The organism is Blautia sp. HCP3S3_G3, assembly GCF_052063365.1.
Lineage (GTDB): Bacteria > Bacillota > Clostridia > Lachnospirales > Lachnospiraceae > Blautia_A.
On record NZ_JBQHXR010000013.1, the window covers coordinates 28,525 to 48,875 of the forward strand.

Consider the following 20,351-nt stretch of genomic DNA (forward strand, 5'->3'; position numbering starts at 1 on the left):
TTGTAAGAACACTAAAAATACCGTTTGCAAGAAATGGGAGAGAAAAATTATTTTGCTTAATGTTCTTATTTGTGATAAAAAAACTTGTATCTTTGACCGTTAGTAAAATAAAATCGCTGTATCCCTTATATTTAATGGGATGCAGCGATTTTGAGTATTGTAACGAAACGGCAAAATTTCTTTCTTTTCTTTGGGGGGTGAGAGTTTTTATTGTGCTTTTAGCTATGGATTGATAATCCGGTTGGAAGCTATAAACACTATAAAGAGAATCTGTAATCGATTTTGGTTGTGTGTTGAGATAAAGCCTTGCTTTTGAACAACAATAAAATTCATTGTAAGCGTTTAGTTACTGTCGGAATCTACACCTCTTACAGTTTTACTTTCATGTAGATAATGGTGGATATCAGTAGCTTTCATTTTGTTTGTAGTGTTTGTAGCATGTGTGGCTTCAATAAAATGGAGTTGATTGTTCGGGAGTGCTCTTTTGCGTTTCTGAAATCTGGCATTTATTATGTGTGTTCTACCTGTTTATCAAGAATAGATTTTTGATAAAGTGTATATTTAGGAAAGTAGATTTCCTCATATGTAAATGCTTTTACTTTGAACTATAACTTTTATCAGGTTTTATGAATAACAGGAAATGGGATTCCTACATTTCTGTAAGTTGCCTTTCAATAATTGAGAAGTATAATAGAAGTGGGTATATACGCTTAACATTCATTTTTTATTACTGGGAGATGAGAAGAACGATGAATAGAATATTACTTCTTGAAGACGACTTAAGTCTCATAACCGGGCTTACATATGCTTTGAAAAAGCAGGATTTTTCTGTAGATGTCGCAAGGACTTTGAAAGAGGCGGATGTGATCTGGGATGATGGTAAATATGATTTGCTAATCTTAGACGTTTCACTTCCGGATGGTTCTGGTTTCGATTTCTGTAGGAAAGTTCGGCAGTGTTCCAAAGTGCCGATTATATTTCTGACTGCTTCTGATGAGGAAACCAATATTATGATGGGGCTTGATATAGGCGGTGACGATTATATTACAAAACCATTTAAATTGGGTGTCTTAATTTCCAGAGTAAATGCTCTGCTCAGGCGGACAAAAAATTTTGGACAGGCAGATACAGAACTTCAGTCAAATGGGATAAAAGTGCTTTTATTGAAGGGTCTGGCTTATAAAAATGGAGAATTATTAGAACTGACTGCGGTTGAATATAAGATGCTCTGCTATTTTATGAAGAATGCGAATATAGTGCTTTCTAAAGATCAGATCCTTGATCAGTTGTGGGATTGCGATGGTAACTATGTCGATAATAATACTCTGACTGTATATATTCGTAGGCTTCGTATGAAAGTGGAAAATGATCCTGGAAAACCGGAAATGATTGTGACGGTTCGCGGGATGGGATATAAATGGAATGTGAATTCCTGAGGATTATGATGAAAATAATAGCAAATCGAGAAATTAAGTATTTGTTTTATGCGATAGTAGGCGTTGTGGGAAGCTTTTGCCTGTTAACGGAGATAGGAGTCTGGTTTCTTTCTAGAAATCTTCGTGCTTTAATATTGATTTTTATCCTTTTTCTTTTGTTGCTTTTGATGGTATTGGGTTTATGTTACCGGTACTTTAGCAGACAAAACCGGATGTTGGAAAATGCAGTGGATCAGATTAATGCATTTCTGGATGGAGATATAGATGCTAGAATTGCATGTGACGAGGAAGGGGAAATATACAGACTTTTTCATTCTGTAAATACTCTGGCAGCCGTGTTAAGTGCCCAGGCGTCAAACGAAAACAGAGAAAAAGAATTTTTGAAAAATACCATATCGAATATTTCTCACCAGTTGAAAACACCGTTGGCAGCATTGAATATTTATAATGGGTTAATGCAAGAGGAAGTAAAATGTATATCTGACATTCAGGAGTTTGCTTCATTGTCAGAGAAAGAGCTTGACCGGATGGAGACTCTGGTGCAGAACCTTTTGAAAATAACAAAGCTGGATGCCGGTTCCATTGTCTTTGAAAAACGTATGGAAAATGTGGAGGATCTAATGAAAGATGTAGAACTTCATTTTGCATATAGAGCCAAACAGGATCGAAAAACACTTACTTTTACTGGTGATGATTCTCTTATGCTTTATTGTGATCGGGACTGGATGATGGAAGCAATTGATAATATTGTAAAAAATGCACTGGATCATATAAAAGAGGGTGATTTTGTTCATATAGAATGGAGACAGTTTTCGTCTTTGATTCAGATTCAGATAAAAGATAACGGGTGCGGGATTCATCCGGAAGATCTGCATCATATTTTTAAACGGTTTTATCGTAGTCGTTTTTCAAAAGATATTCAGGGACTGGGACTTGGATTGCCACTGGCAAAGGCGATTATTGAAGAACATAATGGCACGATTGAGGTGGATAGTGCATTGGGGGAAGGAACAATATTTATCATAAATTTTTTGATTCCTACAAAATTGTAGTTTTACAGTAATGCTACAGTAAGGTGGCAATGATATTCTTCCAATAAATCAAAAAAAGAAAGAGGTGTTGATCTAATGGATTTATTAGAAGTAAAATCTGTTTGTAAAACGTATGGCAGTGGAGAGACTGCTGTACAGGCTTTGAAAAATGTGAGTTTTTCTGTTCCTAAGGGTGAATTTGTGGCGGTCGTTGGTGAATCTGGTTCTGGAAAGAGTACGCTGCTCAACACCTTGGGGGCATTAGATACACCTACTTCCGGGAAAGTGTATATTGATGGAAAGGATATCTTTTCCATGAGAGAAAGGAAACTGACAGTTTTTCGCCGCCGGAATATTGGTTTCATTTTTCAGGCATTTAATCTGATTCCAGAATTAACTGTAGAACAGAATATGATATTCCCTGTGCTTCTGGATTATCAGAAACCAAATAAAAAGTATCTGGAAGAATTACTTACTGTATTGAATTTAAAAGAACGACGGAATCATCTGCCAAATCAGTTGTCTGGTGGACAGCAGCAAAGAGTAGCAATCGGGAGGGCTCTTTTAACGAGACCGTCTCTGATTCTTGCGGATGAGCCGACCGGAAATCTGGATTCACAAAACAGCAGTGAAGTGATTGCTCTATTGAAAGAAGCATCCAAAAAATATGCACAGACAATTATTATGATTACGCATAATCGGAGTATTGCACAGATTGCAGACCGGGTACTTCAGGTGTCAGATGGCGTTTTGACGGATCTTGGGAGGTGCTAATCATGAAAAGCTATTTAAGTCTGATTTCTATTTCTGCAAAAGTGCGGAGAAAACAAAATCGTATGACTTTGCTTTGTATTATTATTTCTGTATTTCTGGTAACAGTAGTTTTCAGTATGGCAGACATGATGGTGCGGACAGAAACATCACGTATGTTGAATAAACATGGAAACTGGCATATACAGCTGGAAAATATATCGGATGAGATTGCTTCAGAGATAGGACAAAGATCGGATGTTACAGCAACAGGATGGTCGTCTGTATTTAATATAAATGCAGAGCAACCTTATTTTATCGGGGAAAAAAGGGCTGTCCTGTGTGGCACGGATGATTCTTACATCGAACAGATTTCGAATGGATTAAAAGAGGGGAAATTTCCTGAAAATGAGTATGAAGTCATGCTTGGGACAAATGCGAGAGATTATTTGAATCTGAAAATTGGTGATTCTGTTATGCTTCGTACTCCTGCCGGAGATTCAGAGTATACAATCTCTGGTTTTGGTGAGGATGATCCAGAATATTATCAGGGTCAGTCGTATCTGGTCGGTGTGTATATGACGAGAGAGGCATTTCATCATATTGTGGAGCAAAACGGAATAGACAGTATTCCATCAAATTTTTATGTACAGTTTCAAAGTGCGAAGGAAGCAGCGAAAGCAAGAACGGAAATAGAGCAACAGTATCATCTGTCGGATGATACGATTTCTGAAAATACTGGTTTGATGGGAATGTCAGGTGCCAGCAGAAATGAATCTATGAAAAATATGTATAGTATAGCGGCTGTTTTATTTGTTCTTGTACTTTTGGCTGGTGTACTGATGATTTCGGGAAGCATGAATAGCAATATCAGCCAGAGAATAAAGTTTTTTGGAATGATGCGCTGTATTGGTGCTAGTCGTCAGCAAATCATGCGGTTTGTTCGTCTGGAGGCATTGAATTGGTGTAAACTTGGAATTCCGGCAGGAGTGCTTCTTGGAATTGTCACCAGCAGTGGTTTGTGCGCAATTTTGCGATATGGGATTGGTGGTGAGTTTTCCACTATGCCGGTATTTGCAGTAAGCATAGCCGGAATTACAAGCGGGATACTTGTAGGACTGGTGACAGTTCTTCTGGCTGCCCAGTCTCCTGCAAGGGGAGCCGCCAAAGTATCACCGGCAGCGGCAGTCTTGGGTGGAACACAAAAACAGATAAGCGTGCATCATGCGGCAAAAAAATCACTTTTGAAAATAGAATCATCATTGGGAGTTCACCATGCAATGTCGTCCAGAAAAAACTGGTTACTTATGACAGGTTCTTTTGCACTCAGTATTATTATGTTTTTGTGTTTTTCAGTGGGAATGGACTTTGCCCGTGCGCTTCTTCCATCGCTGCGATCCTGGCAGCCAGATTGTACCATCAACGGATATGCAAATGCCTGTACGATCGAAAAATCACTGGTGAACGAGATTGGAAAAATACCGGGAGTCTCTAAAGTTTATGGAAATACATATTTGGGTGATATCCCAGCATCCTCTTCACAAGTACCTCTGGATCGTGTGAATATGGTATCTTATGATAGCTATATGCTTGATTGTGCTGCCGAGGATGTGGTACAAGGAAATATCTCTGAAATTTATGGTGATAATGGAAAGGTTATGACGATTTGCAATAAAAATAATCCATTACATGTTGGAGATACAATTCAAATTGCTGGAACAGAAGTTGAAGTTGCATGCGAAATCTCTGATGGATTGTTTTCAGATGATATGATACTGATATGTTCTGAGGAAACATTTGAACATTTACTGGGGGAACAGAAGTATACTATGCTCAATGTGAAGTTGACAAATGGCGCAACAGAAGAAACCATTAAGCAGATCAGTACTTTTGCAGACAACGAAGAGATATTTACAGATAATCGAAAGTCCAATCAGGAAACCACCGCCACTTATTGGGCAACGAGGATTATTGGATATGGTTTCATGACAATTATTGCAATGATTACGGTGTTTTATATTATCAACAGTATTTCTATGAGCGTATCTGCACGAATCCGGCAATATGGGGTCATGCGGGCTGTCGGAATGGATGATCATCAGCTTACGAAAATGATCTCTGCAGAAGCATTTACTTATGCAATTTCAGGTCTTATTGTTGGATGTGCTGCAGGGCTTCCGTTAAGCAGACTTATGTATGATGTCTTGATTACCCGACATTTTGGAATTGCATGGCATATTCCGGGGACACTTATTGTTGTTATTATATTGTTTGTTATTGCTTCAGCTTTTATTGCCGTTTATGCTCCTACAAAAAATATACGGAATATGGCAATTACAGAGACAATTAATGAATTATGATAGATTATGTATTACCGGATGGAACTTGCTCTTGCCGGATAAGAAAAATTTAATATCGATGAATCTTGAAACCTTTGTGTCTGTTAGAAACTAATGGATACAGAGGTTTTTATTTTGCACATTTTTAAGAGCAAGATCCACCCGCGTATTACAATATCATCATTTTATGATTTTAGTAATATTGGCGAGTAGCAATCTTGATGGGGATTCCGCTTCCCCATACCCTCGGTTTCCTGCCATTTTTTAAAAAAATAGAAATGGTATTTTAGCTTCGCAGGGAAATTTTAAGACCGTATGTATTTCCTGTGGTGATAAAGGTAGAGATTATATTTTTTGAAAAAAATTTGAAAAAATGTTGTATAAGACCCTCTCAAAATTTGGATATATAGAAGGGTCTTTTTTTATCCTTCTTTGGACAATCGATATATTCATTTTTGAATAAAAGTCCGAATGTAATATTTCAGCAGATGGGAAGGAACTAAGATGGGATTATTTGAAGAAGTAAAGAAGAATGTCACAGTTAGACAGGCGGCGGAATTGTATGGGCTCAAACCTAACCGAAGTGGGTTGATCAGGTGTATTTTTCATAAGGACAACACTCCCAGCATGAAGGTTGATCGTAGATATTATTGCTTTGGTTGTGGATGTACCGGAGATGCAATTGATTTTACTGCACAGTTATTTGGACTCGGTGCCAGAGAAGCAGCTGTAAAACTGGCAGATGATTTTGGAATTAGCTACATCAGCAAGTCAAGGAACTCTCCTGTAGGGAAAAAGAACGATTCGATTAAAACGGCAGAAATAATACGGACAAAGAAACGGGATGATGATGGGATTAGATGTGTAAGAGCATATTTGGATTATCGATTAATGCTTTTAGACTGGAAGAAACAATATGCACCCAAGAATCCGAAGGAAGAATGGAATGAACGTTTTGTGGAAGCATTACGGGAACTAAGCTATGTTGAGTACGTTCTGGATATTCTTTTGTTCGGTGAAAAATGGGATAGAGATTATTGGGTGCAGGAAAAGAGAAAGAAGGTGGAAGAAATTGAGCGAAAGTGTGATGATTATGTCAGAAGAAAATCGAGAGAATGCAGTGTGTCGGATGGAATCAATGGTAGATCTGGAAGCGGTGAGGAATATCAAAGAGCAGCTTGCGGTAACAATGAACGGAACGGTTAAGGGAACGATGCAGAATTATATGACCGTCCTCAGAGAAGATCCGATTCTTGCCGGAAGTCTGCGTTTTAATTTGTTGAATCAGCGGGTAGATGTGGTAAAAATCCTCTGGTGGAATGACCGGGTTACTTCGCTGACAGACGAAGGGGAGGAATTTCTGTTTTATTACTTTGAACGATACTATGATTTGGGAAATGAGAAAAATATGAAAAAAGCATTGAGAGCAGAGGCGAACAGCAACAAGTATCATCCAATCTGTGACTATCTGAATGAACTTCAATGGGATGGAACGGAGCGTATCCGTCATGTGTTGAAGCGGTATATGGGAGCGGATGAATCGGAATTGGCACATGAATGCTTGAAGCATTTTATGATAGGTGCGATACTACGAGTTTTTCATCCAGGGTATAAGATGGATGAAATGCTCTGCCTGGTTGGCACACAAGGAGCTGGAAAATCAACATTTTTTCGCTTTCTTGCGATAAAGGATGACTGGTTTTCTGATGATTTGAAACATCTGAATGATGAAAAAGTATACGGAAAACTTCGTGGACATTGGATTATGGAGATGTCGGAGATGATTGCTGCAGTCAGTGCAAAGAGTAACGAAGAGATCAAATCATTTCTTGTCAGACAGAAAGATACGTTTCGTATTCCGTATCAGCAGTATGAAGAAGATCGACTGAGACAATGTGTTTTTGCAGGGACAACGAATACAAAGCAATTCTTGCCATTTGACCGGAGTGGGGCGAGAAGATTTCTGCCAATCATGATTCATGCAGAGAAAGCAGAAAAACATATTTTAGATGACGAAGCGGAGGCAAGAGCATACTTTGATCAGCTCTGGGCAGAGGCTATGTACCTATATCGTACCGCGGAGAATCCGGCAGAGCTGATGAAATTTTCCAGAGAAATGGAATCACAAATTAGCTTATATCGGGAACAGTTCATGCAGGAGGATACATTGGCAGGGACAATTCAAGGATGGCTGGATGATTATAGGGAAGATTATGTCTGCATCAAAATGATCTGGAAAGAAGCACTGGATCATCAGTATGGAGAACCAAAGAGATATGAATCAAATGAAATCGCAGAGATTATGGATACAAAAATTGTTGGCTGGAAGCGGATTAGCTCTCACAGATTCCGAAATTATGGAACTCAGAAAGGCTGGACGAGATGCGTCAATGATGTAAACCAGAACGCCGAGGATGGATTTCGGGAACTGACAGAGAGTGAACAACAGGTGTTACCATTTTGAATGCTCGACAGAGAGAGGATGTTTTATCATTTGGGGAGATGAACTTTTATGACGAATAGTATTCGATAATTGACAGATAGTTTACAGTTGGTTTGCTGGGAAAATCATTGTAATATCAGTGCTTTTAAGACTTTCATAGAAATGTAAACTACTGAATTTGAAAACTTTATTTTCATACATGAAGAGGAATGAATTATATAGACTGATTTTTAAAAGTGTTCTCAATATAGTTGACATTCTGGTTTACATCACTTTGTCACAGATTGAAAGCAGCATTTCCGAAGAGAAAATATCTACTCTCTCTGTCGGGCAATCGACATGGATTTTTGTGTGTTTCAGTTACATTTGCGAAGCACAATATTTTAAAGGACTATTTTCATATATTTTCTCATAGTTATGGACAAAGAGAAAACCGCAGGGAGGAGGTGGATGCTCCGCTATGCAGAAAAGAAAACTAAATTATAGAATTCATAATCCGAACTCAGTGGTAGCAACCGCCGATTACATACTAAAAATTTTAATAGATGCCAATTCAGAAAAGGTAGAAAAAGCGATTCAGGCTGCGGCGGATCAGGTTGACCGGGAGAAGGAATGTGATGAGGGAGATTCTGCGTAAATAGTGTGTAGAATCTCCCTTTATACAAATTACAAACAAAAATATGAGATTTTATCGCAAATATTGTTTACAAAATATGAAAATGGAATATAATAGATAGTGAAAGTAGTGTGGAATTTGGAGGTAACTATTATGTTGTGTCAATTTACAGTTAAGAATTTTAAAAGTATACGAGACGAGGCAACGTTTGATATGCAAGCTGCCGCCATTTCTGAACATGAAGATCGAATCATCAAGGATAGAGACGGTGAGTTATATTTGCCGGTGTCAGCTATTTACGGACCGAATGGTGGTGGCAAATCAAATGTCCTTGAAGCTTTGCATAGTTTATCATTAAAGGTACTTCGACCATTATATGCAACCAGTGATAATGAAGATCGTGTAATACCTCGTAAAAAATTGGTTATTGAGCCGTTCGCTTTTTCGGAAAAGAAAAAAGAAGAACCTACGGAATTTGAGGTGTTTTTCAGAACAGAGTTGGCTGAGTACCGCTATATTTTGAATATAAAACGCGATGTGGTTTTATATGAACGTCTGGATCGTGTAAAGTTAGATACCGGTAGAAGATCAGCACTTTTTGAGAGAGGCGATCAGGGAATTATTCTGAAAGGCACTTTTGCCAGATTGAAAATAAGTGACGAGTTATCGGACACTCTTCCGTTACTCTCCTATCTTGGAATTACTTATCGGAAAAATGAAATCGTAAATGATGTGTTGGATTGGTTTGAGTTTGGTATTGATTTTATGAATTACGGAAATCCGATGCAGGAATTACGTATGGCGATTGCTAATTCTGATGATGTAAAGGATCTTGTTTTGAAAATGATTCAGGAAATGGATCTGGATATTTTGGATTTCCGTGTGGAAGAAAAAGAACATGACCGGATTGAGGTTTTTACGAAGCATGAAGTAGATGGCTATGAGGCAGAACTGAATCTGTCTGATGAGTCCAGTGGTACAAAAAAATTGTTTGGATTGCTCCCATTTATAGCTGAAAGCTTAATCAGTGGAACAACTTTAGTAATCGATGAACTGGATGCGAAAATTCATCCGGCATTGCTTCGGCATATTATTATGCTGTACAACGATATGGAAGTGAATCGGAAAGGTGCTCAACTAATCTTTACATCTCATGATTTGTCAACAATGAACAGCGAAGTGTTCCGTAGAGACGAAATCTGGTTTGTCGCGAAAGGAAACAGTCAGAACTCCAAGCTTTATTCTCTGGTTGAATTTAAGAACAGTAAAGGAGAATCTGTTCGTAAAGATGCAAAGTTTGACAAGCAGTATCTGGAGGGGAAATATGGCGCTGATCCAAACTTGCGAAGAATCATAGATTGGGGGAATGTCAATGCCTAAAAAGGTCGGGATGAAATCATGGAAGAAAAAACGTCGCCAGGAATACATGGAAAGAAATAAAGAGCAGATATGGTAAACTTATCAAATGGAGGCTATTGAACAATTAAGATACTTTTATTTGGCGTTTCAAATGTTGGAAAATCAACCGTTGGAAAATTGCTTGCCGAACGGCTTGGATTTGACTTTTTCGATCTGGATGAAGAAATAATAAGGCGCATGGAGATGTCCCTTGAAGAGTTTGTCAATACTGAAAACTTCAAAACACGCATTATTGCTGATGATATCCTGTTAATTGAACTGTATGATACTCCAGAAAATATTTTTCCAGGCTCGTATTCAGTGATGAAAATGACAATATTTATTCAGATGATAAGCATACAAAGGTTTAATGACTTATATGAAAAAGATTGCAAAATATCCTGACGGAAGGGAGATGGCAGATCAGATTGCTAAAGAGTGGAAAGTAATATATCGTAGAAGACCGGCAATGATGGATGAGCTGAGGAAAGCGGGATTTTAGAATGATTTATGTATTGTTTTATGTCTAAAGTTGGGCTAAAATCATTAATACAAATATGTGAAAGAAGGGTGATTGCAGTGCAAGATATATTTGATATTTCACAGTTCGATGAATATAGAGAAGATAACCGAAGAGAAGTGAAAAAGGCAAATGGTGGTTTGCCGGTTTCTTTATGGGATACTTATTCTGCATTTGCAAATTGCTATGGCGGTGTCATTATTCTTGGTGTTAAAGAAGAAAAAGATGGCAGTTGGAGGACAACAGGATTACAAAATGAAGCGAAATTGCGCAAAGATTTTTGGGACACCATTAACAATCCGAAAAAAGTAAATATTAATCTTTTGTCTGATGAAGATATAGACACTTATGTGGTAGGCGAAAATAAAGATGTTGTTATGGTTATTTATGTGCCGATGGCGAAGAGAGAACAAAAACCGGTGTATATTAATAATGACATTTTCAATGGAACATTTCGCAGGAATTATGAAGGTGACTATCATTGTACCAGATTACAGGTAAAGACCATGCTCCGTGACCAGACGGAGAGAACGATGGATATGGAAGTACTTGATAAAGTACCTATGGAAGATTTAAATTATGAGACAATCCATGGTTACCGTAATAGTCATAGAACTTTGAAAGAAGGACATCCTTTTGAACGTCTTAATGACCATGAGTATTTAAGAAGTATAGGTGCCGCAGCCATTTCGGAGGAAGATGGACAGTTACATCCGACTGCAGCAGGTATGCTTATGTTTGGTAATGAGTATAACATTGTCAGACATTTTCCAGAATATTTTTTGGATTACAGGGAAGAACTCGACCCCACGATTCGTTGGACTGATAGATTACAGTCCAGTTCCGGTGAATGGTCGGGAAATGTTTGTGATTTTTACTTTAGAGTTTACAATAAGATTATTAAGGATATCAAAATACCATTTAAGATGGTAGGCGGAGAGCGTGTTGATGATACTCCGGTACACAAGGCACTTCGTGAGGCATTGGCAAACTGCTTGATTAATGCTGATTATCATGGAGTTCGTGGAGTGGTAATCAGAAAAGAACCAGATAAAATTATCTTTGCGAATCCAGGATATGTTAGAACCGGTAAAAAACAGATGCGCTTAGGTGGTGAGTCTGATCCTAGAAACAAATCTCTCATGAAAATGTTCAATCTCATTAATATAGGTGAACGTGCCGGAAGTGGTGTTCCGAATATTTTCAATGTATGGGAAGATGAAGGATTCATAGAACCGGAGATTGAGGAACGATTTGATCCGGACAGGACAGTACTGTCACTTCCTTTTGTGAAAAAGGCGACGGAAAAAAGCGACGGAAAAAAAGCGACGGAAAAAAGCGACGGAAAAAAAGCGACGAAAAAAACGCAAGAACAATATGAAAAGATTCTTGCTTTTATGAAACCGGATATCTGGTATAAAGCAAATGAGTTGGTAGAGGTACTTGGAGTGAAAGAAACCAGGACTAAGGAATTGCTTCGCGCATTAGTATCCGATGAAAAACTTGAAGATAATGGAGCAACTAAAGGAAAGCGCTACAAAAAAAGATAAATAGTATTGAGAGGTGCTGTGACTGATATGAACAGATTTTCTGAAAAAGACTGGAAATTATTCCGAAGTAAGATTGCTGGATGGCAAGAAGCATATATGGATAAACTGAATAAAAAGTACATCGAAATCCTTAGTGGAGAGGGAAATCCATCAGATAATTATAATGTCTTTATTAAATGAAGGTGCCATTACACTGGAAGATCTTGATGACTTCAGTGATGATCTGAAAGATACGATTAAATTTTTTTCAGAGAGAATTATTAATTGAGTTGTAGGAGATTATGGAATAGTATTTCATAATCTCCTACATTTTCTATGTTTACGATCCTCCACTTTACGATATAATAAAGTAGTAACAGAACGTCACAACTATAACAGAAAGGTCACCCAACATGAACATAGCAGCTTATTGTCGTGTTTCCACCGATAAAACTGACCAGCTCAACAGCCTGGAAGCTCAAAAAGAATTTTTCTCCGAATACACCAAACGTACCGGCGACATCTTAGTAAGATTATATGCAGATGAGGGCATTTCAGGAACTAAAATAAAAAATCGTAAAGAATTTCTTCGCATGATGTCTGATGCGGAGCATGGTTTATTTGATATGGTCGTTGTAAAGGATATTTCCCGTTTTGCCAGAAATACGGTGGATCTTTTACAGAACATCCGCAAACTGAAAGCCCTTGGTATCGAAACCCAATTCCTCACAGCCAACATGACCAGCATGGGTAACAGTGAATTTGTGTTGACTATCTTCGGTGCGCTTGCCCAGGAGGAAAGTGCCAACACTTCCAAACGTGTAAAGTTCGGCAAGAAAATGAACGCAGAAAAAGGACGGGTTCCTAACATTGTGTACGGATATGATAAGACAATTGGAGATTATTTCAATCTGGCTATTAATGAGGAAGAAGCGAAAGTGATCCGCCAGATTTATAGATGGTATACGGAAGAAGGTTATGGAGCTGCCAAGATTGCCAATATGCTGAACGAAAAAGGGCTGACCACAAAGCGGAATTGCAAATGGAGCCAGAATGCTATCTGTCGGATCCTGACCAATGAGCTTTATACCGGGAAAATCATCAATGGCAAGCAGGAAGTGACAGATTTCTTGACCGGTCAGAGAGCGGATAAAGATGAGACGGAATGGATGGTCGTAGAGCGGCCGGAGCTTCGGATTATTGATGACGAGACCTTTGAAAAGGCAGGGGACACGTTGCACTCCCGACATGCGTCTTTCAATATGAAGCACGAACGCCAAAGCAATAAATACCTTTTTTCCACCTTAATTAAATGCAAGGAATGTGGATGGTCTTTTCGAAGGATGGTTCGTACTTACAAGAATACTTATGTCCGATGGGTTTGTTCCGGACATAATGGGCGTGGAGCGGACAGTTGTCCGAATGCAATGACAGTGGATGAGGAAGAACTGATCGGAGTTCTGCAGGAGTATTTTGCCAATGTATTGAAGCAGAAGAAAAAGGTAATCGACCATGTAGTGAATGAGTTCCAGAGAGTTTACAAGGCAAAGGATGAAAATCTGGAATACGAGAAAGAGTTGACTGCACAGCTTACAAAGCTGCAAAAGACCAGACAGAAATATATGGATATGTATACCGATGATCTGATTTCTCGTGAGGAGCTGAATGAGAAAATCGGTGGCATGCGACAGGAAATCGAGCGTCTGGAAAATGAACTTAAGATGGTATCTTACCATTTGACTAAGGGTGAGCAACTGGAAGCCATTTTGAACAACACATTCAAAACAATCGAAGATATCACGGATGTACACCAGATGACCAATGTGCAGTTAAAGAAACTGATTCAGAAAATTGAAGTAGACAAAGACGGGAATGTAGACATCTATTTACGTCTGTTGGGGGATCTGGGGTTAGATGAAACAATACTGATAGAGGATGATCCCAACAGCAACGATAAAACCATTTCAAATAGTAACGTCTATACATAAAGATGTCACCGAACGTCTCATCCAGCTGAATCCGTCACTTGCCAGACAGGCGAGGGCAGTGCTGGATTTGAATAAACAGGAGCGTCATATCCGCGGCGGTCTTGCGACCAGAGAAAGATATCTGCGTCTTGAACACAGATAGAGATTTATCGAAAGAATTTATGTAATGTGATATTGTGCAACGTAAAAATAAAATATATAATACAAAAGAAAATAAGCAGTAACAACGTACAGTAAAACAACGTGCAGTAAAACAACGTACAATAAAGCAATTTTCAACCCCACTCTAATTAACAAAAGAAAAGAGTAAAATTATGAATATCAATCTGACAAAAGGCCCCGTTATGGGGTCTATGCTGCGTTTTGCGGTTCCGATGATTCTGGGAAATCTGATGCAGCAGTGTTACAATATTGCGGATACTTTAATCGTGGGAAAGTATCTCGGTGCGAATGCCCTGGCAGCGGTTGGGTCGTCATTTACGTTGATGACATTTCTGACTTCAATTCTGCTGGGGCTTTGTATGGGAAGCGGAGCCGTATTTTCTATTCGATTCGGTCAGAGGGATGAACAGGGACTGCAGGATGGAATCTGCGGGTCATTTATCCTGATAGCCGTTCTGACGGCTGTTCTCAATATTGCTGCATTCTGCAGCCTGAACCAGATCCGTTTTCTGTTGCAGGTGCCGGAGGAAGTATGGGGAATTATGAGGGAATATCTGTCGGTGATTTTTGGGGGAATCACGGCAACTTTTTTCTATAATTATTTTGCATCGTTTCTTCGGGCGATTGGAAATTCCATGGTTCCGCTGATTTTTCTGGCAGTTTCGGCAGTGCTGAATATTGCTCTGGACCTGTGGTTTGTACTGGGGATTCACAGGGGCGCGGCAGGTGCTGCGGAGGCTACTGTGATTTCACAGTATATCTCAGGAATCGGGATTGCGGTATATGCAATTGTGAAATGTCCGCAGCTTCGTCCTGACAGAAGCCACTGGCATGTCCGGTTGAGCTGTATCCGAGAAATTGCCGGTTTTTCTGTCCTTACCTGTATTCAGCAGTCGGTCATGAATCTTGGAATTCTAATGGTCCAGGGGCTGGTAAATAGTTTCGGACCGGTTGTCATGGCGGCTTTTGCGGCTGCTGTAAAAATTGATGCTTTTGCTTATATGCCTGTGCAGGATTTTGGGAATGCTTTTTCGACTTTTATTGCACAGAATTATGGCGCAGGAAATGAAAAGAGAATTCAGGCAGGGCTCAAAGGAGCGGTAATGGCTTCGGCAGCCTTCTGTATTGTGGTGTCCATGGCTGTGTGGGTGTTTGCCCGCCCGCTGATGATGCTGTTTGTAAATGCCGGAGAAACGGAAATTATTGCGGAAGGAGTACGTTATCTGCATATTGAAGGTGCTTTTTACTGCGGAATCGGATGTTTATTTTTGTTATATGGATTATATCGGGCAGTCAGCAGACCCGGGATGTCCGTAGTTCTTACTGTGATTTCTCTGGGAACACGAGTTGTGTTGGCTTATGTGCTCTCTGCAATTCCTTCCATTGGAGTTGTCGGAATCTGGTGGTCAGTGCCGATTGGCTGGATTCTCGCAGATGTGACAGGTTTTGTTTATTATTTCTTTCATAGAAAAGAATTGCTGAGAATTCGCGATGATACTATTGGAGCGTAATTTGCAATAAACAAAAAACAAAGAAAAGTTCTGCGATGTAAATAGCCAGGTAAAAGGCAGTTTTCCGTAAAATTACAAAATCATTGGTATAAAAGATAACTGGCGAATTGTCATAAATTGTGATGCACATCTATCGGAAAGCTAAACCATCAAAAATAAAAATATTTCTCCTTGACGGAGTGTCATGGTTCTGATAAAATCTTCTCGATATCAGGGAGTAGTTCGCATCTTCGGAAGATGTTATGTATCACGTCATCACGCCTTTCGGGGCCGGGATACATACTGAAATAAGAACGAGACTTTTATCGCATTTTTGTGTGCGGTAAAAGTCTCTTTTTTTGCATCTTGACGAGAGATGTCAGAGAAAAGATTGGAGGAATCGTATATGGAGATTGTGTGGCAGTTGTTGCTTCTGGCAGTGGGATTTCTGATGCTGGTAAAAGGAGCTGACTGGTTTGTGGACGGAGCTGCAGGCATTGCGGAGAAATTCGGCATTCCGCATCTTGTGGTCGGTCTTACGATTGTGGCAATGGGAACCAGCGCACCTGAGGCAGCGGTGAGTATTACGGCAGCATTGAAGGGAAATGCAGGTATTACAATCGGTAATATTGTAGGAAGCAATATCCTGAATGTTCTGGTGATTCTTGGCATTGCATCTGTGATCGTACCGATCAAAGTAGCGAAATCTACCGTAAAAATTGAAATTCCGTACATGCTGGTGATTACATTTCTGCTGCTTGCGCTGGGCTGTAACGGGAATGAAATCGTACGATGGGAAGGTGTTGTCCTCTGGGCGGCATTTATTCTTTATCTGTCGTATCTGTTCTGGATGGCAAAAAAAGATAAAGCAGATGTGGAAGAGGAAACGGTCGATCAGCCGATATGGAAGCTGCTGCTTCTGATTGCCGTGGGAATTGTCCTGATTATGCTGGGAAGCGATTTCGCTGTAGATGCAGCAACAGAACTTGCAAGAATTTTTGGCATGAGTGAGCGCTTTATCGGACTTACGATCGTTGCTCTCGGAACCTCTCTTCCGGAGCTGGTAACTTCCGTTGCAGCAGCATGCAAGGGAAAAGCCGATATTGCCATTGGAAATATCGTTGGAAGCAATGTGTTTAATATTTTGTTTGTGGTTGGTACCACAGCACTGATCACCCCGGTCGTTTTTGAATCCAAATTTATAATAGATATGGTGATTTCCGCTGCGGCAGGAATTCTCCTGTGGCTGTGTGTAGTGAAGGATCATAAATTGTCAAGAGCAGGCGGTATTGTCATGCTGGTTTCTTATGCGGCATATTTTGTGTATCTGATCAGCTAGTAAATACCACCCTGGATGATACGAATACATCGAAAAATAAATGCCTGAAGCATGTTTGAAAATTCCACGGAACAGGATAAGGAGGAACGGAATGAGGCTGGAACAGGTGCAGGAAGCACTGAAAACAAAAAATATCAATTATCAGTATACGGAAGAGGACGGCTGCGGAAGTCTGGATTTTATGTTTCGCGGGCTGAGCTTTCATGTATGGGAATACGAGGATGGAGTACGCGGAGCAGAGACCAATGTGTTTTCCGCAGGGCGAAGCCGTGAGGTGGAAGGAGATTATGAAAAAACAATTTCTGATGAAATTTTATCATGGCCGGATATGATGGAGTAAGAGGTGAGAAAAATGCAGTTTGCGGATATTTTTGGTGATGGAAGCCAGTACAGAGAGCAGGTGTATGCTCTTTATGAAGAAGCATTTCCCGAGGAAGAGAAAAAACCTCTGGCTCTGATGGAGGATCTGGTCAGACAGGGAAAAATGGAAATGCTGGCAGTTACAGATGAGGGAGGATTTGCGGGGCTGGCAATGAATATGCTGGCAGAAAAAACGGCGCTTCTGGATTACTTTGCTATTGCACCGGACAGACGCAGCAGCGGCTGCGGAAGCAGAGCCATCCGTGCCCTCCTGGAACGTTTTCAGGGCAAAAAATACATTTTTGAAATTGAGATGCAGGATGAAACGGCAGAGAATGCAGAGGACCGGAAAAGAAGAAAAGCGTTTTATCTTCGAAATGGGCTGAAAGAAACAGGACTTTTTGCTAATGTATATGAGACGGACTTTGAACTTCTGACACCGGATGGAAGACTGACATTTGCAGAATATGTGGATATGCTGGAATATATTCTGGGGGAAGAGGGTGCCCGCTTCCTGCATCCGCGCCTGATCAGGGAAGGCGCGGAACACTGAAGCAACACGCTCTGGATCAGGAAAGGCGCGAAGCACTGACTGTGATGTTTTTCTGAAAATCTTTTGTATAATGCAGTTCGTAATCACTGGTAATGAAAATAGCTTCCGTATCCGGAATAGTTTCGATGAATTCCAGCCCTTTTTCATACCCCAGGGCAAAACAGGTGGTGCTCAGCGCATCGCCATCTACGGAATGATCAGAAACGATGGTGACAGCAATGAGATCATTTTTGTAAGGATATCCGGTCTGAGAATTCAGAATATGATGGTAAAGAACACCATCCTGTTCAAAAAAACGTTCATAAATTCCGGAGGATACCACGGATTTGTCGGTGATTTCCATTGCGGCTGCAGTTTCATTGCGGTCTGCAAACGGCTTCTGTACACCGATTTTGAAAGGCGTTCCATCCGGTTTGGCTCCGATACAGAGTACATTTCCGCCGAGATTGATGGTTGCGCTTTGAATTCCCTGAGAAACCAGATAATCTTTGATGCGGTCGGCGATATACCCTTTGGCAATGCCGCCAAGGTCAAAGGCGGTATCATCGGATTCCAGAGTAATGTTCCGGTCATGGATGGAAACGCCCTGAATACCGCATTTGGAAAGGGCATTCCGGATATCGGAATCAGCAGGAACCGTGGGCGTTTCGGAGGTGAAATCCCAGAGTTCTGTCAGCGGTGCAATAGCGATATCAAAGGCTTCATTAGATTTCTGAGTCCAGGAAAGCCCGATGGACAAAAGATCTGCCAGTTCTTCTGATACCTGATAAGTATCCGTCTGTCCTTCAACAGGAGTGAGTTCTCTGTGATTCAGCTGGAATAATTCACTGTCAGAAGAGGTTCTGCTGAATATTTTTTCGTATTTATCGCAGAGCTCCATGCATTGAGCAAGCAGAGCTTCATCTTCGGAATCATAAATCGTGATGGTGACAACCGTATTCAGCTTGAAGCTGGTGGAACGGATATAATCCTTCGTTGCTTCTTCGGAAACAGAAGCTTCGGAAGAACTGCCGGAAGAATTTTCGGAAGAGCATCCGGATATGCTGCATGCCAGAAGAACTGCGGATGTAAGGATGGCGGTGCGGAAAAAGGAAACGAAGCGGTAATGTATTTTTTTCATGGGAAATCTCCTGTATATTTTTTGAATGTCAGCGTATCATAAGCTTTTCATTTCAACAGCATTATATACGAAAAATATATTTCTGCAAAGTCGGGAAATCGTGGAGAGATGGTGAACAAAGTGAATGGCAATAAGGTCCCCCAAAAAAATATTTCAGAATCAGCAATCTGGAAATAACGGGAGATACTCTGCATAAGAGAGGTAGATATAATGAAGAATCATCGTATAAGTAACTGTGAGTACTGCATGAATTATTCCTATGATGAAGATTATGAATGCTATACATGTGAAGTGAATCTGGATGAAGATGAGATGGCCCGTTTTATTTCCGGGAATTTCAGCCAGTGTCCGTATTTCCGCATGGGTGATGAATATAAAATTGTGCGTAAACAGATGTAGTCCAAAAAACAAAGAATCTTTTCAAACAAAGAATTTTTTTAAGCAAAGAATCTTTTCAAAATCAAACAAAGAATCTTTCCAAAAACTCTTGACAGCGGTTGTACAATATGTTATTGTATCTAAGAACGCTGCCGAAGACAGTAGGTGCCGTAAGGCATAAGGGTTAAAACGCCTACCGAGGACTAAGTATTCTATTAAGATTACACAAGGTCTGATTGTCATGCAGTCAGACCTTTTTATTTTGTACGCGGGTTTCCGCATCAGAATATTCTCATTGCGCGGCGGTATAAATCTATAAGGAGGTGTACCATTTCATGGCAAAAGTAGAACTGAAACAACCAATCGTAGAAGAAATCGCAAACAACATTAAAGACGCACAGTGTGTAGTTCTTGTTAATTACAGTGGTCTTACTGTTGAGCAGGATACTATTCTTCGTAAGGAATTAAGAGAATCTGGTGTTCAGTACAAAGTTTACAAAAACACTCTGATGAATCGTGCTTTTGCAGGAACAGCATGTGAAAGCCTTTGCAAGCATCTGGAAGGAACCAACGCTCTTGCAATTTCCGCAACAGACGCTACAGCACCGGCAAGAATCCTTGCTAAATATGCAAAACAGTTCCCGGCATTAGAACTGATCGCCGGTGTCGTTGAAGGCAACTACAATGATCAGGCAGGAATTCAGGCTCTTTCTCAGATTCCATCCAGAGAAGAACTTCTTGGCAAATTGCTTGGAAGCATCCAGTCTCCGATTACCAACCTGGCTCGTGTTCTTAATCAGGTTGCAGAAGCAGGCGGAGCAGAAGCAGCAATCGCTGCAAAAAGCGCTGAGGCTTAATTAGCCCGGTCACATTTCTAAAAATAGCCCGTATACAGAACG

At 40.2% G+C, this 20,351-nt stretch carries 18 protein-coding genes, 1 pseudogene and 1 other annotated feature; of the genes and pseudogenes, 18 read left to right on the forward strand and 1 reads right to left on the reverse strand.

Annotation, left to right across the window (positions count from 1 at the left end; genetic code table 11):
• The first annotated feature begins 749 nt into the window (after positions 1-749).
• The 16 genes and pseudogenes from ACTNEW_RS11360 to ACTNEW_RS11435 all read left to right on the forward strand — a co-directional run bounded on the left by ACTNEW_RS11360 (position 750) and on the right by ACTNEW_RS11435 (position 17,954).
• Positions 750-1,436: a response regulator transcription factor gene (locus ACTNEW_RS11360; protein WP_427820707.1), complete on the forward strand. Its 687-nt coding sequence runs from the start codon at positions 750-752 to the stop codon at positions 1,434-1,436.
• An 8-nt stretch (positions 1,437-1,444) separates the two neighbouring features.
• Positions 1,445-2,488: a sensor histidine kinase gene (locus tag ACTNEW_RS11365; RefSeq protein WP_441025069.1), complete on the forward strand. Its 1,044-nt coding sequence runs from the start codon at positions 1,445-1,447 to the stop codon at positions 2,486-2,488.
• A 75-nt stretch (positions 2,489-2,563) separates the two neighbouring features.
• The gene (locus ACTNEW_RS11370) at positions 2,564-3,241 is read left to right on the forward strand and encodes an ABC transporter ATP-binding protein (RefSeq protein WP_427820706.1); all 678 of its coding nucleotides are present in this window, start codon (positions 2,564-2,566) and stop codon (positions 3,239-3,241) included.
• A 2-nt stretch (positions 3,242-3,243) separates the two neighbouring features.
• Positions 3,244-5,577 carry an ABC transporter permease gene (locus ACTNEW_RS11375; protein ID WP_441060956.1) on the forward strand — a complete coding sequence of 778 codons (2,334 nt, stop codon included), beginning with the start codon at positions 3,244-3,246 and terminating at the stop codon, positions 5,575-5,577.
• Positions 5,578-6,060: 483 nt separating this feature from the next.
• Positions 6,061-6,762, forward strand: a complete 702-nt coding sequence (locus ACTNEW_RS11380) for a CHC2 zinc finger domain-containing protein (RefSeq protein ID WP_441060959.1) — start codon at positions 6,061-6,063, stop codon at positions 6,760-6,762.
• Positions 6,686-8,020 carry a VapE domain-containing protein gene (locus tag ACTNEW_RS11385; RefSeq protein WP_441060962.1) on the forward strand — a complete coding sequence of 445 codons (1,335 nt, stop codon included), beginning with the start codon at positions 6,686-6,688 and terminating at the stop codon, positions 8,018-8,020. The genes ACTNEW_RS11380 and ACTNEW_RS11385 overlap by 77 nt, the downstream gene beginning before the upstream one ends.
• A 439-nt stretch (positions 8,021-8,459) precedes the next feature.
• Positions 8,460-8,636: a hypothetical protein gene (locus tag ACTNEW_RS11390; protein WP_441060964.1), complete on the forward strand. Its 177-nt coding sequence runs from the start codon at positions 8,460-8,462 to the stop codon at positions 8,634-8,636.
• Positions 8,637-8,768: 132 nt separating this feature from the next.
• The gene (locus tag ACTNEW_RS11395) at positions 8,769-9,995 is read left to right on the forward strand and encodes an AAA family ATPase (RefSeq protein ID WP_441060967.1); all 1,227 of its coding nucleotides are present in this window, start codon (positions 8,769-8,771) and stop codon (positions 9,993-9,995) included.
• Between the two features lie 108 nt (positions 9,996-10,103).
• Entirely contained in the window at positions 10,104-10,418 is a 315-nt protein-coding gene (locus ACTNEW_RS11400) for a shikimate kinase (protein WP_441061024.1), read from the forward strand.
• 174 nt (positions 10,419-10,592) lie between these two features.
• On the forward strand, positions 10,593-12,083 hold the full coding sequence (locus ACTNEW_RS11405) for an ATP-binding protein (RefSeq protein ID WP_441060970.1): 1,491 nt from the start codon (positions 10,593-10,595) through the stop codon (positions 12,081-12,083).
• 392 nt (positions 12,084-12,475) lie between these two features.
• Positions 12,476-14,050, forward strand: coding sequence for a recombinase family protein (locus ACTNEW_RS11410; RefSeq protein ID WP_441060972.1), 1,575 nt, complete (start codon positions 12,476-12,478; stop codon positions 14,048-14,050).
• Positions 14,013-14,192, forward strand: a pseudogene (locus ACTNEW_RS11415) (sporulation transcriptional regulator SpoIIID); the annotation flags it as partial. The gene ACTNEW_RS11410 and the pseudogene ACTNEW_RS11415, both read left to right, overlap by 38 nt.
• A 172-nt stretch (positions 14,193-14,364) precedes the next feature.
• The gene (locus ACTNEW_RS11420) at positions 14,365-15,723 is read left to right on the forward strand and encodes an MATE family efflux transporter (protein ID WP_441060975.1); all 1,359 of its coding nucleotides are present in this window, start codon (positions 14,365-14,367) and stop codon (positions 15,721-15,723) included.
• A 385-nt stretch (positions 15,724-16,108) separates the two neighbouring features.
• Positions 16,109-17,041: a calcium/sodium antiporter gene (locus ACTNEW_RS11425; RefSeq protein ID WP_441060978.1), complete on the forward strand. Its 933-nt coding sequence runs from the start codon at positions 16,109-16,111 to the stop codon at positions 17,039-17,041.
• Positions 17,042-17,132: 91 nt separating this feature from the next.
• A complete protein-coding gene (locus tag ACTNEW_RS11430; RefSeq protein WP_441060981.1) occupies positions 17,133-17,381 on the forward strand; it encodes a kinase in 249 nt (82 codons plus the stop codon).
• Between the two features lie 12 nt (positions 17,382-17,393).
• Positions 17,394-17,954, forward strand: coding sequence for a GNAT family N-acetyltransferase (locus ACTNEW_RS11435; RefSeq protein ID WP_441060984.1), 561 nt, complete (start codon positions 17,394-17,396; stop codon positions 17,952-17,954).
• A 16-nt stretch (positions 17,955-17,970) separates the two neighbouring features.
• On the opposite strand, the gene ACTNEW_RS11440 is transcribed toward ACTNEW_RS11435, so the two are convergent.
• Positions 17,971-19,074 carry an FAD:protein FMN transferase gene (locus ACTNEW_RS11440; RefSeq protein ID WP_441060987.1) on the reverse strand — a complete coding sequence of 368 codons (1,104 nt, stop codon included), beginning with the start codon at positions 19,072-19,074 and terminating at the stop codon, positions 17,971-17,973.
• A 210-nt stretch (positions 19,075-19,284) separates the two neighbouring features.
• On the opposite strand from ACTNEW_RS11440, the gene ACTNEW_RS11445 reads away from it, so the two are divergent.
• Both ACTNEW_RS11445 and rplJ read left to right on the forward strand, forming a co-directional pair.
• Positions 19,285-19,473 (forward strand): DUF6472 family protein, encoded by a 189-nt coding sequence (locus tag ACTNEW_RS11445; protein ID WP_441060990.1) that lies wholly within the window; start codon positions 19,285-19,287, stop codon positions 19,471-19,473.
• Positions 19,474-19,586: 113 nt separating this feature from the next.
• Positions 19,587-19,721: a sequence feature (ribosomal protein L10 leader region), on the forward strand.
• A gap of 66 nt (positions 19,722-19,787) precedes the next feature.
• A complete protein-coding gene (rplJ, locus tag ACTNEW_RS11450; protein WP_441060993.1) occupies positions 19,788-20,309 on the forward strand; it encodes a 50S ribosomal protein L10 in 522 nt (173 codons plus the stop codon).
• Positions 20,310-20,351 lie beyond the last annotated feature (42 nt).

Bases quoted from the DNA above. Each gene is read 5' to 3' on its own strand.
- rplJ (WP_441060993.1), top strand. From the start codon at position 19,788: ATGGCAAAAGTAGAACTGAAACAACCAATCGTAGAAGAAATCGCAAAC.
- ACTNEW_RS11425 (WP_441060978.1), top strand. From the start codon at position 16,109: ATGGAGATTGTGTGGCAGTTGTTGCTTCTGGCAGTGGGATTTCTGATG.
- ACTNEW_RS11375 (WP_441060956.1), top strand. From the start codon at position 3,244: ATGAAAAGCTATTTAAGTCTGATTTCTATTTCTGCAAAAGTGCGGAGA.
- ACTNEW_RS11370 (WP_427820706.1), top strand. From the start codon at position 2,564: ATGGATTTATTAGAAGTAAAATCTGTTTGTAAAACGTATGGCAGTGGA.
- ACTNEW_RS11440 (WP_441060987.1), bottom strand. From the start codon at position 19,074: ATGAAAAAAATACATTACCGCTTCGTTTCCTTTTTCCGCACCGCCATC.
- ACTNEW_RS11390 (WP_441060964.1), top strand. From the start codon at position 8,460: ATGCAGAAAAGAAAACTAAATTATAGAATTCATAATCCGAACTCAGTG.
- ACTNEW_RS11380 (WP_441060959.1), top strand. From the start codon at position 6,061: ATGGGATTATTTGAAGAAGTAAAGAAGAATGTCACAGTTAGACAGGCG.
- ACTNEW_RS11435 (WP_441060984.1), top strand. From the start codon at position 17,394: ATGCAGTTTGCGGATATTTTTGGTGATGGAAGCCAGTACAGAGAGCAG.
- ACTNEW_RS11410 (WP_441060972.1), top strand. From the start codon at position 12,476: ATGAACATAGCAGCTTATTGTCGTGTTTCCACCGATAAAACTGACCAG.
- ACTNEW_RS11360 (WP_427820707.1), top strand. From the start codon at position 750: ATGAATAGAATATTACTTCTTGAAGACGACTTAAGTCTCATAACCGGG.
- ACTNEW_RS11365 (WP_441025069.1), top strand. From the start codon at position 1,445: ATGAAAATAATAGCAAATCGAGAAATTAAGTATTTGTTTTATGCGATA.
- ACTNEW_RS11430 (WP_441060981.1), top strand. From the start codon at position 17,133: ATGAGGCTGGAACAGGTGCAGGAAGCACTGAAAACAAAAAATATCAAT.
- ACTNEW_RS11445 (WP_441060990.1), top strand. From the start codon at position 19,285: ATGAAGAATCATCGTATAAGTAACTGTGAGTACTGCATGAATTATTCC.
- ACTNEW_RS11395 (WP_441060967.1), top strand. From the start codon at position 8,769: ATGTTGTGTCAATTTACAGTTAAGAATTTTAAAAGTATACGAGACGAG.
- ACTNEW_RS11385 (WP_441060962.1), top strand. From the start codon at position 6,686: ATGGAATCAATGGTAGATCTGGAAGCGGTGAGGAATATCAAAGAGCAG.
- ACTNEW_RS11420 (WP_441060975.1), top strand. From the start codon at position 14,365: ATGAATATCAATCTGACAAAAGGCCCCGTTATGGGGTCTATGCTGCGT.